The following is a 14,871-nucleotide window of genomic DNA, read 5'->3' as shown; positions in this document are numbered from 1 at the left end:
ACCCAGTCGGGACCTGTTAATCCCGAAAGGTCCGCACCGGTGATCATCTACCGCGAACTGGATGAGATCCAAGACCTGAAAGGCTCCGTGGTGAGCGTCGGCAACTTCGACGGCGTTCACCGAGGGCACGCACGCTTGATTGAAGTGCTTTGCCAAACAGCGCAGAAACTTGGTGTGCCCTCACTGGTAGTGACGTTCCATCCTCATCCGGCGGCGATCCTCAATCCTGATCGCGCACCACCGCCACTGACCTGGCTCGATCGGAAGCTGACCCTGCTTTCTCACACCGGAGTTGACCGAGTCCTGGTGTATCCCACCAATCGCCAGCTTTTGGAAATGTCACCGGAACTTTTTTTTCACGAGATTCTGGTGACCCGCCTCAAAGCCCGGGCAATTGTCGAAGGAGCTGACTTCCGCTTTGGCAAAGACCGTGCCGGGGATATCAGACTTCTCCAGTCAATGTGTTCTCAGCAAGGCATCGACTGTCACATCGTTCCGCCCGTTTTGTTCAACAACGAGCCGGTGTCCAGCTCGCGGATTCGCCAGTGCCTGCTGGAGGGTAAACTCGGGGATGTGACGGCCATGTTGGGCCGACCGTTCCGCACCGTGGGAAAAGTCGTCCGGGGGGCGGGCCGCGGAACTCACTTGGGTTTCCCGACGGCCAATCTCAACGACGTTCCCACCCTCTTGCCCAGGGAGGGTATCTACGCGGGAATCGTTCCGCTCCACGGCCGCCTGTACCCGGCGGCGATCAGCCTGGGCGGTAACCCCACCTTCGAAGAGTGTCAGCGTAAATTCGAGGTGTACATTCTTGACTTTACAGGTAATCTTTATGGACATCTCTTAGAAGTTGACTTTCTTGAGTACCTAAGGGAGATCTGCCGTTACGATTCCGTCGACGCACTTATTGCGCAGATGAACCACGATGTGTCTCAGGTGCGAACAGTTTTCGAGCGGTATTTGGCCGAAACGAAAGCTGAGTCCGCGGGGTGATTCCAAGCGACAGCACGACCAAGACGAAAAACATAACTTGCGGCGTCCAACACGAGCTTCAGCCGACGGACTTTGTCAATGCCGTTGATAAGCTAGAATTTTTCAAGTCAAAACCGAAAAACCTTGAACTGGGCACTGACAGGGGAGACCTTCGATTGAATCGCTGAACTGACTGTAAGTTCGGCGCCAAAGGTAGAAACGTTGCCTCGGCCGGGCTGTACCAAAATAGCAACGACCTGGGCTTATTTCGAAAGAAGATGTGAACTCGAATAGGGAGTGACCTCGTGTTGTGCGAACAAGCCCCCAAAATCGCAACCACGCCGCTGGTTGTCGATTGGCCCCGCCTCTTGCAAGTCTTGAAAGAACACCAAAGGTTCCTGCTGACCACGCATATCCGACCCGACTGTGACGCGATAGGAAGCGAGCTTGCGCTGGCGGATGTGCTGCGGCAAATGGGGCGAGAGGTGGCTTGCGTCAACGCTTTCACCGTTCCCCCTGCCCTACAGTTCCTCGACGAAAACCAGGAGCTCATCGCGCTCTGGGAGCCCCGGGCGAAAGAGGAGATTGACCGGGCGGATATCCTGGTCGTTCTTGACACGACCGCCTGGGCACAGCTAGGCGATATGGGCCCTGTCATCGAAAAATTTCCCCGCAAAAAGATTGTCATCGACCACCATGTGAGCGGCGATGATTTGGGGGCCGAGCTTTTTAAAGACACCCAGGCCGAAGCCACCGGCCGAATCATTGCCGAACTTGTCCGGCGATTGGGTCTTTCTTTCACTCCCCGGTTGGGAAAACTTCTGTTTGCAGCCATCGCCACCGATACCGGATGGTTCCGGTTCAATTCTGTTCGGGCGGAAACATTCGAATTGGCGGGAGAGCTTACCAAGGCCGGGGTAGCCCCGGACAAACTTTATCGGCAACTCTTTGAGAACGAACGGCTGGGGAGGTTCCGCTTGATGGGTCGAGCCATGGCTCGGGCAGAGACTGACCTCGAGGGACGGATCATACACTCCTACATTTTGAACACCGATTTCGCCGAGACCGGGGCCCTGAGTTCCGACACCGAAGACATCATCAATACGACCCTGACCGTGGCGGGGACGGAGCTCGCTCTGATGTTCATCGAGCACACACCGGGACAGTTCAAAGTCAGCTTTCGCAGCCGGTGCCATGTCGATTGCAGCCGGTTGGCTGCCATGTTTGGGGGTGGCGGACACAAATCGGCGGCCGGTGCCACGGTTCCCGGACCGCTGGATGTCGCCCGGGCTCGCGTGCTTGACGCTGCCCGCCGGGCAATGCAACAATAGTCATGCTTGCCGTACCCCACATGGAGTGTTTACAGGATGGGCAGGCCGAGGTGTGGGGAACATCAAATCCCAGGTAATCGAGCGAACAAAAACCGCATCCGTCCCGCCTTGGACTACAGTCCCGATAAATTAACTAAATAAATAAAGGATGCCCCTTGGAGCACTCTCTGACGGCAAGCCCGGGATGGGTCACGATAGCAGGTCAAACCAATGGCAACCCGGCATCGTAAAAGGAAGCGATCAACTGGGCTGGTCTAACCTGGTGAATGCTAACTGAAAGCTCAGGAAGCCGGAAAATTCGTCGGCACATTACCGGGAGCTGAACTATGCAACGACAGAATTTACCGGGGCAATCTCGCGAAAGTTCGCAATCGGCTTCTTTGCCGCCCTGTTGTGCTGCGGCGAACGAACCTTCTTCTGCCCCGAACCGTCGCGGTGTACTGGGCAGCCTCGTGGCCTGGATCCTGGGACTGATCGCGCTCGGCCCGTCGCTGGTTTCCGGCCTGGCCGCTTTTTTGGCGCCGTTGCGGGGCGGGCGCAAAGGTGGACTTCTCGTTCGACTGACAACCCTCGACAACCTGCCGAAAGATGGCTCACCCAGAAAGTTCCCGATTGTGGCTGAAAAGCGCAACGGTTGGACCCTTTCTCGGGAGCCGGTGGGGGCTGTGTATTTGCGGCTCCTGCCCGATGGTGCGGTCCAGGCCCTCCACGTGGTGTGCCCTCATGCCGGCTGCGCTATCGAGTACCGCTCGGGACAAGGTCAGAACAACGCCGGTGAGTTTTTCTGTCCCTGTCACCTTGCGCGATTCGATCTGGATGGTAAACGCCTGGATGCCGTCTCCCCAAGCCCGCGGGACATGGATACTCTCTCTGTAGAGGTTCGCAACGGACAGGAAGTTTGGGTAGAATTTCAGAACTTTCAGGTCGGAACGGCCCAAAAAATCCCCGTCGCCTGAGGTAAGCCATCACTCAGCTTCTGCGACTGTGGGACAAAAAGAGTTGCGCAAATAACGGAAGGCTTACATCTTGGGTGTGTTGAGCTCTGAGGTAACAGGGGTACTCGGCAGAGACAGCAATCCCAACACTTTGGCCACTTGTAAAGGTGCATCAATGACTTTTGTCGATTGGTTGGATGATCGGGTCGGCTGGCGCTCAATCTGGCGGGCAAGTTGCGGTGGCGGCTGCGACGCTCTTGGTCGCTGCTGGTGGCCTGTTTGCCTTTCGGTGATATTCTTCCTCCTTGTTCAGCAGGGCATCACGGGATTTTTCCTTTGGATGTTTTATAGTCCGTCTTCGCAGACGGCCTGGGAGAGTGTGTACTTCATTCAGCACCAGATCCCCCTGGGCTGGCTGTTGCGCGGCCTGCACTACTGGGGAGCGCAAGTCCTCGTGGGCTTTCTGGGATTGACGATTCTCATCCGCATCTTCACGAAGTTTTACACAGCGCCCCGGGAATGGGTGTTTTGGACTCGGCTGCTGCTGCTGGCGTTTGCTCTCGGCGCGTGTCTGACGGGCGACCTCCTGCGTTGGGACCAGGAAGGCTACGCCGCGACGCAAACACGTGTGAGTTTCCTCATGCTTTTGCCCCAGATCGGTGGAGCTCTCTATCGGCTGGCTGTGGGTGGTGCGGAGTTTGGACACCTCACTCTCACTCGCTTCTTTGCTCTGCACGTTGCGGTGTTCGGCATCGGGATCTGGCTTCTGGCACTGGCCCATGCGGCTCTTTCCCGCCGGGCTGCGCGAGCCGTGGAAGAGCGTCCCCAGGATTATCCTCTGACCAGGCCTGACCCTCGGTTTCCAGTCCTCATTCAGGGGCTGGCGTGCCTTGTGACACTGGCCGTGGTCTTCCTTCTCGTTTGTCAGCGGGGACTCCCTGGACTCGGTTCGCTGGCAGCGTGGCATTCTCCAGCAGAACACATGGGTGCACCGCTGGGAGCACCTGCCGATACCGACCCAGCCCACTTCTATGCGGCGGCGCGTCCTGAATGGTCCTTCCGCGGACTGTACGGTTTTTCCAACATTTTCCCTGGTGAATTGAAAATTCTGCCGATCTTCGTTATCCCCGGTTTGATCGCCATCTTGGTCATCCTCATGCCCATTGTCGGACGATGGCAATTGGGGCACGTCTGGAATATCGTCGTTACGTTGGTGATCGTCGGGGGGCTGACGTATTTCACGTATGCCTCGTATCGACACGACTGGATGGACGCTGATTTTCAGAAAGCCAGGGCGGTTGGGGAAGAAGAAGCCAAACGCACGGTGGAACTCATCGCTCTGCGAGGGGGAATACCTCCGGCCGGAGCGTTGAGTTTGCTGCGCGAGGATCCCAAGTTGGAGGGCCCCCGGCTTTATGAGCAACAATGCTTGAGCTGTCACAACTTTTCCGGCCCCGATCCATTGAAGATGATTGGCGACAATCCCAGCGCACCGGATCTCTATGGGTTCGCCAGTCGGGAATGGTTGAAGGGATTCTTCGATCCCCAGCAGATTACCAGCGCGAAGTATTTCGGAAATACGCGGTTTGCGGCGGGCGTGATGGTCCGTTACGTTGAGGAACGCTTCACCAAGCTGCCTCCCGAGGATCAGGAAGCTGTCATTGCTGCGCTCTCTGCGGAAGCGCGGTTGCCGTCCCAGCAGGAAATGGATCGTCGCGATGCCGCATTGATCGCCCGGGGACGTCAAATCATTGCCAGCCAGGAATGTGCCCGATGCCACCGCTTCTACGACGCTGGTCCCGTGGGCCAGGCGCCGGATTTAACCGGGTATGGATCTCGCGAATGGCTCATTGGAATCATCGCCTCCCCGCAGCACGTGCATTTTTACGGTCTTCGCAATGACCGAATGCCACAGTTTATCGAAGACGCCGCGCGACCGGAGAAAAACCGATTCTCACCCACCCAGGTGAGCGTCCTTGCCGATTTCCTCCGCGGAGACTGGCCAGAAAAATCGGATGGCGCTCAGGATCGCGAAAAAGAGGAACCGGCTCCCCCGCCGGCCACATTCGTCCTCGGCCAGTGGGAAGCCCGCAAACGAGACCTCCCGGCGCGGCCGACAGGGGACCGTCAGGCAGAAGCACGGTGGCTCTGGGAATTCGCCCAGTGCTCGCTCTGCCATGCTTTGTCACTACCGGAAAACGGGATTCCGGCCGTCTCCCCTGCTGCGGCCGACTTGGGAGGTTTCGCAACCCGCGAGTGGATCGCCGGTCTTCTCGATCCAAAGCAAATCGATTCTGACAAATATTTTGGCAAGACAACCTTCGCCAAGGGCGATATGGTCGAGTTTGTCAAAGGGAACCTCCGTGAACTGATCAGCGACATCGGAAAAGACGAGTTTGCCAAACTTGTTGATGCCCTGGCAGCCGAAGCCAAAAAAGATTGGCCCGATGGTGAGGAACCCCCGGAACCCGACGAGGACACTCTCCATCTTTTTGAAGATTTCACATGTGCTGACTGCCACAAATTTTACAGCGTGGGTGGCGGATCCGGCCCTGATTTGACCGGTTATGGGTCAAAGAAGTGGATTGCCGCGTTCATTGCCGATCCCAAGTCCAAGCGGTTTTATCCTAAAACCAATGATGGCATGCCCTCTTACCACGCCTTCCCGGACACACCGGGCAAGAATCTGCTGACAAAAGAGGAGATCGACATCCTCGCTGAGTTCCTCGCTCCGAAAAAATAACCGAGGTGCTCCTCCCCCGTTTGATCACACTCGCGCCCGGGTGGGACTTTCCGCGTCAGGTAACTGCCCGGCCTCACGCTTGGCTCGGCACTGAGAGCACCAGCCAATGATCATCATGCGGTGCGTGACGGCTTCAAAGTCGTACTCCCGCGCCACACTTTCCCGAATCTGCCTGAGGGCTTCGCTGCGAAATTCCAAAAGCTGGTGGCATCCCTGACAGTACAGGTGGTCGTGCTCCGGATATCCATACTCGTGCTCGTAGACATACCGATCCCGGATGACCATCCTTTTGAGTAGCCCCGCTTCGACGAGCTCACTGAGCGTCCTGTACACCGTGGGCCGACTCACCTCCCGCGAGTTCATCCGTTCGCGCAGGTGCTCCATCAGGTCTTCGGCATCGAAATGGTCGTGATGGCTGAACACCTCCGTGACGATGATGCGGCGCTGCGAGGTCATTCGCCTGCCGCGCGCACGCAGAAATCGCTCAAAGCGAATAAGAGGAGGCTCCGGCGGTTCGATGGGAAAAACGCGATAGTCCGCCACGTTCAACCGATTTCATCCAGCAAGCGATCCAGGGCAATGCTCAGTTTTTCTTCTGTTTCATACGTCCCTGCCGCGATCTCCTGTCGAATCCGGGCGACAAGATCAGCCCGAATCTCGGGCAGCTCATGGACTTTATCCAGCAACTGGCCCAATTCCGAGATCTGCACTTCATCCTGGATGGGCGTGCTCCCCTGGAAGCTCGAAACCTGATTGGCCCGGTTTAAATGCGGACCACTCAATGCTTGAGCTCCATGAATATGGCTGGGTCCATGAATCTGCATTGCACAACTCCCCTGATGTTGTTCCCTGGTCTTCTCGTCAAACAGCCGCTCAACCTGATTTTAATCTTAATTGTGACAAACCATCACATCACACCTGGCCAATTCCACGGACATACAGCGTTGGGTTCATACTCTCTCCCTGGCAAAGTATATCCTACCGCCGGAGTCCGTGCCATAGCAAATAGAATCCCGCACAACCAATGCGTTTTCGCAGCTTTCCCGTGTTACCTGCTTTTAACCGCGTGCGAGAGGTGAGAGACCGTTCTCGTTGGGAATTTGTGTGAAAAGCCGTTCCGTGGCAGGCCCTTCGCCGTTTCCGCCCTACTTGTCGCCCTCACACTACATGTTTCGGACAGCTCATGTCCCGGTCCTTGGAAAAGCCGTCGCGTACCGCGTCGTGCCGGTGGTATCGCATGATCCCGCCGCGTAAACCAGGGCTCTCTGGCGATCTCTTTCCACACGTAGCGATTGAAACACCTTCGTGCTGCCTGCCGTCAACGTGGGCAGCTACTATGAAACACCGGAATCACGGTACCGTGGCAAAACGCACTGACCGCCATATCGGGCCCTCAGGCAACGCCAACTTGCTCCTCGCGCTTCACCGGTTTCGTTGGGCTGGGAGGCAGAGGCCGGAGGGACACGTCGGTCGTGCCCGGTGAAGATCAACGGATGATCCAAAGTCGAACGGCAGCCGCGACAAGCGTGGTGTGAGAAAATGGCTCGTCCAACATGGAGGAGCGAACCTGACAAGCAGATTCCGCTGGTAAGACGGAGCTGACAAGCAAGTCCCTCCGAGGGGTCCCTCCGTCAGGCAGGTCCGTCAGACGGGGCTATCGCGGAGAACCAATTGGGTCTGCAAAGCAGGCCTTTCGGTGTTCCATGCTGTTCTCCGGCCCTAGGCTTTCCGGGCCTATCGCGATTCCGCGAAACTTTATGACTTCTTCGACGTTGAACACTATGGAAACACCACCAGCCCGTGGTGACCGCCCGGTGGGGAAGCCTTTCTCCGCCGGGCAATTTTTTTGGTACCGATTGTCTACACATTTTTCCAGAAAAACTTGACAGGAGCGACCGTTCCCCATCTCTATCGTCTGGACAGTAGGCCAGCCATAAATCGGGTCGTTTTTCATTCCCTTGGCCCCTCCCGCCAGTTCGACAGAGGTCCCAAGAAAGGAACAGCGTTTGCTTTGCCTTCTCCTGGCCAGCGTGTGGCAACAAAGTGTCCGCACCCCAAACCGACGGCAGCCCGAAGGCCTTAGTTTCAGGGACGGCCACAGTCGATTTGGAAGAAAATTACCAAAATCGGCCGCGAACCCAGAGCGTCCCAAAACCGTCGAAGCAAATAGAAAGACAACACCAACCCGCGTTGGTAAAATAGACAACGAAATGACGTCAACCAAAACCTGGGCTCAGCGGAAAGCTCGCACCGGCCGATAGCTCAAAAGGGAAACTCGGCGGGTAGTTCCCAGGCCCAATAACGCAACAGGGGGATGGCTATGAACGGCGCCCAATTTGATTGCAGCCGAAAGAGCCGTCACGCTCACGAAAACACCCCCGTCCCTATCCGGGTTTCGTCGGAGGCTTTCCGCCGGTTCCAGCAGGAAATGGAAGCCTACTGGGAAAAGGTGATCGCGGAACATGGATCTGCCCGCCGATTCCGGATCGAACGCCGACAATGGCAGCAACGCTCTGCGGACGAAGCCGGCTGCCGTGACGCTGACTGAGTGAGCGCAATCCAGCGCAGCTTCACATCGGCCAGATGATCCTGACTTTACCCAAATCTCCTCACTTATCCATCCAGTTAGCCAAGTCATTGAGCCACTCGGCGTCTGCTTTGAGAGTTAAGTTCGGGAGAACTCTAAGTTTTTCTTCTGCTCCGGCTGCGTGGTAGACTTGGCTTACTAGTTCTGCGTTTTCACGACTCTCTCCAGCCAACCACAATGCATGCGGTGCCGAAAGGGCCAGCAGGCCGGGAAGATCAAAGTATTTCGCAGCGCCGGGGAAGAAATTGGGATCATCAAAAGCATTGACCGATGCGAACCGGAAACCGCCCGTGTCGATGACGGCAAGGTCAACCAGTTCCCCGGCCTGACATCGAGCACCGGCCACCCAGTGTCCCGCCCCTTTCAGACCTATCAGGACCAGCGGTCGCTCGGCCAACGGATGGAGCGTCTTTACCGCGCGGATGGCCAGCAGAATGTCGTGGACTCGCTGTGCGAACATTGGCGGGTTATAGCCGAACGTGTACCCCGCGTAATCCTCTCGCACAAGCCTGGCTTTGACGATCGGTACACCATCGGGGGTGGCCTCCCCCTGTCCCAAGAGATCTGGTAGCAGCAAAGCCGCCCCCTTGCGCACTAACTCAGCAGCAGCCGGATGGAGCTGGCCTTCTTTGCCCAGGACATCCTGTTTCCCATTCTCTGCGACCCAGAGGACACTGGCCTTGACCTCACTTTGGGGAAGAATGAGCCATGCGGGGACGCTCTCCTGCCGAGCGGTTTGCCGGATCACGACTGCCCGCCATTCGCCGTTATCGCGCTGCTCAGTGCGAAGGATCTCGACCTTGACTTCCTCCCCAGAGGGAACCGGCCGCCCAATCATCACGTCGTAGGCACCGCCGATAACGCGGCGGAATTCCGCCCACCCCGACTCGTCCTGCGGTATGAGTGATTCGAGCTGTTTTTGCGTCAACGCGGTCAGATTTTCCAGAAATCGCCGCTCCCATTCCTCACCCCCCTCAGGACGCGGATGCTGGTCATCCCAAACCGTCATCTCTTCCCGAGAAAGCGGCTCGAAGTCTTCCTCCACCACCGGTTCTTTCAGACCCAGGTGGAGATACTTGTTCATCCAGTGATACATAACCTCCCGGGAAACGTAGTTGTAATTGTGGGGAAACTGGAGCAGCGGCTTGGCCATCACCAGGTCGGGAACACCGTATAAGCTGTAGAGCTGCTTTAGTTCGGGCAAGCCCTTGGTGGCGATCTCCTTGGTCCAGTCGTCTGCCGCGGTCATTCCCAAGGGCTTGGGAGCAAACAGGGCGGCAAACTCCACGTTACCGGTATCGATCCGCAAATAGCACGCATTCTCGCACGTGCATCCGCCCTGCATCGCCGTGGAGACCATCACCGCGGGGAAAGACACTGCGGGACGGGGATCCACCGCACACAGGAGAAACGTCTGGGTTCCCCCACCGCTCGCCCCGGTCACCCCAATCCGTTTGGTGTCCACATCCGGCAAGCTGCACACAAAGTCCAAGGCCCGAATGGAATTGAACGTCTGCAGGCCGAGCATGTTTTGCAGATGAAGCTCCGCCTGAGGACTGAAATACCCCCACCGTGTGGGTGTGTTCATGTGTGCCCGCACACCAGGACGATGCGGGAGCTGCACGCTGTCGGCATAGCCCACCATGTCGTAGTGAAAGACAATACACCCCATCCGAGCGAGTTGGACACACCGGGCTTGGAGCGGATAGCGTCCCCCGCGTTCGAAACGCTCGGCTCCGTTCACGATGTCCCAGAGAACCTTCTCCGGACCGGAATCATAAAACCGGCCGTTTTGCCAGTGACCGTGAGGGCAGAGAACCGCCGGAAAGGGCTTCTTTCCATGCTTGGGACGGTACAGATTACCGGTGACGTAGAAGCCCGGATAACTCTCGAAATAGACTTTCTCCACCGTGTAGTCGCCACGATCGACCAGCCCGTGGATGACCGGATGGATGGGCGGCCGCTCTGGCATGGGCCAAAGCCCGGCAGCCACAAGAATCTGTCTCTGCACCCGTTCCCGGCGAGTTTCCCAAGTCTTTAAGTCCTGGGGCGGATGAAAAGGAAAGTAATCGTCAAGCGTCTTCAGTTTCCCAAAACGTGCGTCATCCAGACGATAGTCGGGCGGAAGAATTTTGTTGTCAAAACCAACAGCGGCACCGCTGACACCGGCCACCAAACTCACGGCTAACAGGACGATTGATCGCTTCATCTCTTCCATTCCAACACACGGGTTAAGAAATCACTGAAGCATGTCCTTCCATCGCTTCCCCAAATTCCCCCCGTGTTATAGCAATTGCCTATAGCGGTGCAAGTAGGTGGAGTCTCCCAGTGCTTTCCTCCCATATGAAGTGCGCAATAAAAGTGAGGGAGCTTTCAAAAAGGCGTTTCCAGGAGAATGGCTGGCAAAGCAAAGAATACACCTGCCGAACAGGTGCCTCCGGAAAACGGACCTGACAAGCAGGTCCCTCCGGAACGACGGACCTAACAACCACCCCCTCCAAGCTCCCGAATAGCCCGGATTGCTGGTGCTGTTCTGAGCCCTGCGCTCACTCCCGAATTTTGGCCGGTTTACTCCGACTTTCAACCTTTTCTCTCATGGCTTCACAGAAAAGCGTGCAACCGAAAAGCCGCTTTTGGCGATTGTCGATCGGATTGCGCAACAAAACGTCCCTTCCGGATGACACCTGGAAGAGGCGTGTGGTAGCCCATCACGCTATTGTCACGGAATGCCCAGGGAAGGTCTGCCGGTCATGCACCCAGCTCGGCGCGGCGACGTGTCAGTTGCTGTTGGAGCCGCTGCACGATAGCACTATGCATCTGGCTGACACGGCTTTCCGAAAGGTCAAGCGTGGCGCCGATTTCTTTCATTGTCAGCTCTTCATAGTAATACAGGATAAGGATGAGCCGCTCGTTTCGACTAAGCCCCTTGGTGATGAGGCGCATCAGATCGCTTTTTTCAATCCGCCGGGTGGGGTCTTCCCCCTTTTTATCCTCCAGAATGTCGATTTCCCGTACGTCTTTGTAGCTATCCGTTTCGTACCATTTCTTGTTGAGGCTGATGAGATTGACGGCGCTGGCCTCCATTTTCATCTTTTCCAACTCTTCGATCGTCATGCCCAGCTCCTCGGCCAGTTCGGAGTCAGTGGGCTGACGCCCCAATTTGGCTTCCAGCGTTTTGCACGCCTCGTTGAGCTTGCTGGCCTTGGAGCGGACCAACCGGGGAACCCAGTCCATCGTGCGCAGTTCGTCCAGCATCGCTCCCCGGATTCTGGGAACACAATATGTTTCGAACTTGACCCCCCGGGAAAGATCGAAGGCGTCAATGGCATCCATCAGTCCAAAAACACCCGCCGAAATGAGATCGTCCAGCTCCACACCTTCCGGCAATCTCGCCCAAATCCGCTCGGCGTTGTATTTCACAAGGGGCAGGTAAATTTCAATGAGACGATTGCGCAATTCCTGATTTTGAGGGTTCTTCTTGAACTCGATCCAAAGCTGCTCCACATCCTCCGGAGCGACAGTGGTGGGCATAGAATCCTCCCTGATGGTGCGCTCTCCAGATGAACTCTTTGAATCAGCCGTTTTCTGTTGCGTGACTGTTTTCTGCCGAGATCGAACCGCGGTCGATGACGCCGCTGCCTTTGTGGCTCTCGGGCGACTCATCCTTGCGTCTCCCCCGTGCCTGAATCGTGATGCCTGTACCGATATCGCGATGATTCCCTTAGGGTCCCAGATCCTCTTCTGCCGGTTTCACACCAAATGATTTTTTACCTCATGTCATCCCCCCAACTTGACTGGCCTGTGTCCGGTTGCTCAGCTCCTCTTTCAGCCGCTGCTGAATGGACTCCCTGATGGCCGACTCCGCGATGACTCCCAGAATGGCTCCCACAATGGAAAAAACCACAAGGCACACCCAGCTGCGCAAAAGGATTTCATCGACATTCCCACCGTGAATTAGACCGTGCACGATGGCACCGACCATCGCCAGAGGTCCCAGAATTCCGGCACAAATCCGACCCACGGTTCTGATCCACTTTCTGGTGGAAAAACCGAATCTTGCCCAAGTTTTGTAACTTTGTTGGCCGAGATAGGTAATCGGGGGCCTTGCGGTTCAATCCAGCCATTCTTTGAGGGCTCCATCTTTATCGGCCAGAATCGTATCCAATATTCAGCGTTTTTCCCCGTCTTTAGGCTGTTTTCCTTCACCGACATTTTCCACTGAGCCCGCACAAACGTTTTCCTCGGTAGAGGTTGCCACCTTCTCTCCCTCGTCTTGCCCTATCCGGTGGGTGGCGAAATCACCCACAAGCGAATTCTCGGCTAGGACCAGCCGAAACACGCATTCCGTCAGTCCCGCGATCCCTTTCCACCACGTCTGGGCGGACTGCCATACTTCCGTGTGGCCTGGCCCACCGCTTGCAATTCTCACCTCCTGTCTCTTTCCATGGTCCATGGGTGTCAAGCAGGTGTGCGAGTCTTCCAAGCCGGCCACCTCCGGAAGTACAGCGATCGGAGGGCTGACAGCCATGAAGCGCTCGCAGGCGACCTGAAGTCGATGCCCCATCTCCGCGCCAACCGTCATATCAGAAGTGCGATTGACCACCACGATACTCCGCTGGGGAACCCCCTGATCGCGAAAACGCTTAAGCCACTTGTAGGCCGCCATCACAGCAAGCGGCTCCGCGGTTGTGACGAGCACAACCGCCTCAAAACAAGCCCAGTCGGGGGCAGAAGCCTCCCCGTCGCCCGACTCGCAGTCTACGATAATCCAGCAAATGGAGCCTATCCCGTCGTCCTCCTCAAGGATTGGTTTTGTCGCCACATGGGTGCGATCAACCTCCCACACGAGTTGTTCACTGCCAGCCGGCATCGCCTGCGGATCATGCATGAACAGGCCCTGCGCCAGTTGAGTTGCCTTGGTGCTCGGAATCGGTTGGGGCACAGTCGGAAGGAGGTTGTTCACCTCCATTGCCACGCCCCTAGGGCTTTTACTTTTGGGGGCACGAATATATTCGGCCTTACGTTCCCACAATCGCAGGCATGTGTGGAGGGCTTTAGCCACCGTGGTCGCGCCCACACCCAGCTGCAGGCCCCGCACGCCGACACGGAGAGCGCTCGGCCGTGGCGACTTACTCCGGCGTTTTTCCACAACCAGTTGTCGCAGTCGAAACGCCTGGTCTTGGATGGTCAGAGTATGTCGTGTGCAACGAACGTCCATGTTCTATTCGCGGTGCGATACTGCCGCTTTTTCGTCAGCGGAAAGAACTAATTTCCCCCGAGTTTCAATTCAAACTTCTTGCTGGTCTTGCACCATTCGAATGCGGTTTTGCCGTGATCCTATTTGCAGGTCACATCGTTTTGTTTACTTTTCACGCTGAAGCTGGATGTCCCAATTCTCTGTGCCCTCTTCAAACGTCTTCCAGTGCTTACGCGTGTGGCTCCCTCACGAGGCCTTCCATTCCCAGAATCAAGCGCGCTACCCGGGCGGGCTGTGCCGTCTCGATGTCGTCAGGGACGTTTTGCCCGTTTGTGAGATAGCTCAGAGGCAATCCGGCGGCTCGCAAAACGGGAAGCAATCCGCCAAAAGAGGGCGACTCGTCGAGCTTGGTGAGGATGAGCGCCGTCGGCCGTACCGTCCGGAACCGCTCAAGTGTTTGAAGAAGGGCCTTTGTCCCCGCCACACTGCTCAAAACCAGGTGGATTTCGTCTGCAGCAGCTTCCGTGAGGAGGGCGCGAAGTTCGCGGATTTTGATGTCGTCCTTGGGACTCCGTCCTGCCGTGTCGATGAGCACAAGATCGAGCGTGTCAAAACTTCTCACGGCCTCTTGCATTTCGCGAGGCGTGGATACCACTCGCATGGGCAGATCGATGATGTCTGCATAAGTCCGAAGTTGCTCGACGGCGGCGATGCGATAGGTGTCCATGGTGATGAGACCCACCCGGCGGTTCTCTCGCAACCGAAAATTGGCGGCAAGTTTCGCGATCGTCGTCGTTTTCCCCACACCGGTGGGTCCAACCAGGGCACACACCCGACATCGCCCGGGCGTCAGCCGAATCGGCTGAGTCGCTGCCAGCTCGCTTTCCAGAATTCGTGCCAGGCGTGCCTTGATGAGCATGGGCTCGTCCATCCGATCCCGCAATGATTCTCCCCGAACACGCTCCAGCAGTTCTCGCGCATCCTCCTCGCTGAGGTCCGCGTCAATGAGATCGGCATACACTCGAAATAGCGGCTCCGGCCAATCATAGAGCGCGGAAGAGCCGGTCCGCCGGCACAGGATGCTGAGCATGTGCTCCATGTATTCC

General features: G+C 56.9%; 11 protein-coding genes and 1 pseudogene. 5 read left to right on the top strand and 7 right to left on the bottom strand.

The genetic code is table 11. The annotated features are described in order from the left end of the window. The first annotated feature begins 39 nt into the window (after window positions 1–39). The 4 genes from ABJK56_RS04400 to ABJK56_RS04385 all read left to right on the top strand — a co-directional run bounded on the left by ABJK56_RS04400 (window position 40) and on the right by ABJK56_RS04385 (window position 5,981). Window positions 40–993, top strand: coding sequence for a bifunctional riboflavin kinase/FAD synthetase (locus ABJK56_RS04400; RefSeq protein ID WP_347243447.1), 954 nt, complete (start codon window positions 40–42; stop codon window positions 991–993). Between the two features lie 284 nt (window positions 994–1,277). After that, entirely contained in the window at window positions 1,278–2,303 is a 1,026-nt protein-coding gene (locus ABJK56_RS04395; protein WP_347243446.1) for a bifunctional oligoribonuclease/PAP phosphatase NrnA, read from the top strand. Between the two features lie 326 nt (window positions 2,304–2,629). Next, window positions 2,630–3,259 carry a Rieske (2Fe-2S) protein gene (locus ABJK56_RS04390; RefSeq protein WP_347243445.1) on the top strand — a complete coding sequence of 210 codons (630 nt, stop codon included), beginning with the start codon at window positions 2,630–2,632 and terminating at the stop codon, window positions 3,257–3,259. Window positions 3,260–3,413: 154 nt separating this feature from the next. Continuing rightward, window positions 3,414–5,981, top strand: coding sequence for a cytochrome b N-terminal domain-containing protein (locus tag ABJK56_RS04385; RefSeq protein WP_347243444.1), 2,568 nt, complete (start codon window positions 3,414–3,416; stop codon window positions 5,979–5,981). A 24-nt stretch (window positions 5,982–6,005) separates the two neighbouring features. On the opposite strand, the gene ABJK56_RS04380 is transcribed toward ABJK56_RS04385, so the two are convergent. Continuing rightward, window positions 6,006–6,524 carry a Fur family transcriptional regulator gene (locus tag ABJK56_RS04380; RefSeq protein WP_347243480.1) on the bottom strand — a complete coding sequence of 173 codons (519 nt, stop codon included), beginning with the start codon at window positions 6,522–6,524 and terminating at the stop codon, window positions 6,006–6,008. A 2-nt stretch (window positions 6,525–6,526) separates the two neighbouring features. Next, on the bottom strand, window positions 6,527–6,805 hold the full coding sequence (locus ABJK56_RS04375; RefSeq protein WP_347243443.1) for a flagellar biosynthesis anti-sigma factor FlgM: 279 nt from the start codon (window positions 6,803–6,805) through the stop codon (window positions 6,527–6,529). A 1,496-nt stretch (window positions 6,806–8,301) separates the two neighbouring features. Between ABJK56_RS04375 and ABJK56_RS04370 the strand changes: the two genes are divergently transcribed. Next, window positions 8,302–8,529, top strand: a complete 228-nt coding sequence (locus tag ABJK56_RS04370; RefSeq protein ID WP_347243442.1) for a hypothetical protein — start codon at window positions 8,302–8,304, stop codon at window positions 8,527–8,529. A 61-nt stretch (window positions 8,530–8,590) separates the two neighbouring features. Here the strand turns inward: ABJK56_RS04370 and ABJK56_RS04365 are convergent, their stop codons facing one another. The 5 genes and pseudogenes from ABJK56_RS04365 to ABJK56_RS04345 form a co-directional block, all read right to left on the bottom strand. Continuing rightward, a complete protein-coding gene (locus ABJK56_RS04365) occupies window positions 8,591–10,777 on the bottom strand; it encodes an acetylxylan esterase (protein ID WP_347243441.1) in 2,187 nt (728 codons plus the stop codon). A gap of 539 nt (window positions 10,778–11,316) precedes the next feature. Continuing rightward, window positions 11,317–12,099 carry a FliA/WhiG family RNA polymerase sigma factor gene (locus tag ABJK56_RS04360; protein ID WP_347243440.1) on the bottom strand — a complete coding sequence of 261 codons (783 nt, stop codon included), beginning with the start codon at window positions 12,097–12,099 and terminating at the stop codon, window positions 11,317–11,319. A gap of 241 nt (window positions 12,100–12,340) precedes the next feature. Further along, window positions 12,341–12,589 (bottom strand): hypothetical protein, encoded by a 249-nt coding sequence (locus ABJK56_RS04355; RefSeq protein WP_347243439.1) that lies wholly within the window; start codon window positions 12,587–12,589, stop codon window positions 12,341–12,343. 147 nt (window positions 12,590–12,736) lie between these two features. Then, window positions 12,737–13,786, bottom strand: a complete 1,050-nt coding sequence (locus ABJK56_RS04350; RefSeq protein WP_347243438.1) for a hypothetical protein — start codon at window positions 13,784–13,786, stop codon at window positions 12,737–12,739. Between the two features lie 208 nt (window positions 13,787–13,994). Beyond that, a pseudogene (locus ABJK56_RS04345) lies at window positions 13,995–14,871 on the bottom strand (hypothetical protein); the annotation flags it as partial.

It is taken from the genome of Thermogutta sp., from assembly GCF_039793925.1.
Lineage (GTDB): Bacteria > Planctomycetota > Planctomycetia > Pirellulales > Thermoguttaceae > Thermogutta.
This window is presented reverse-complemented; position numbering and strand designations above follow the sequence as displayed.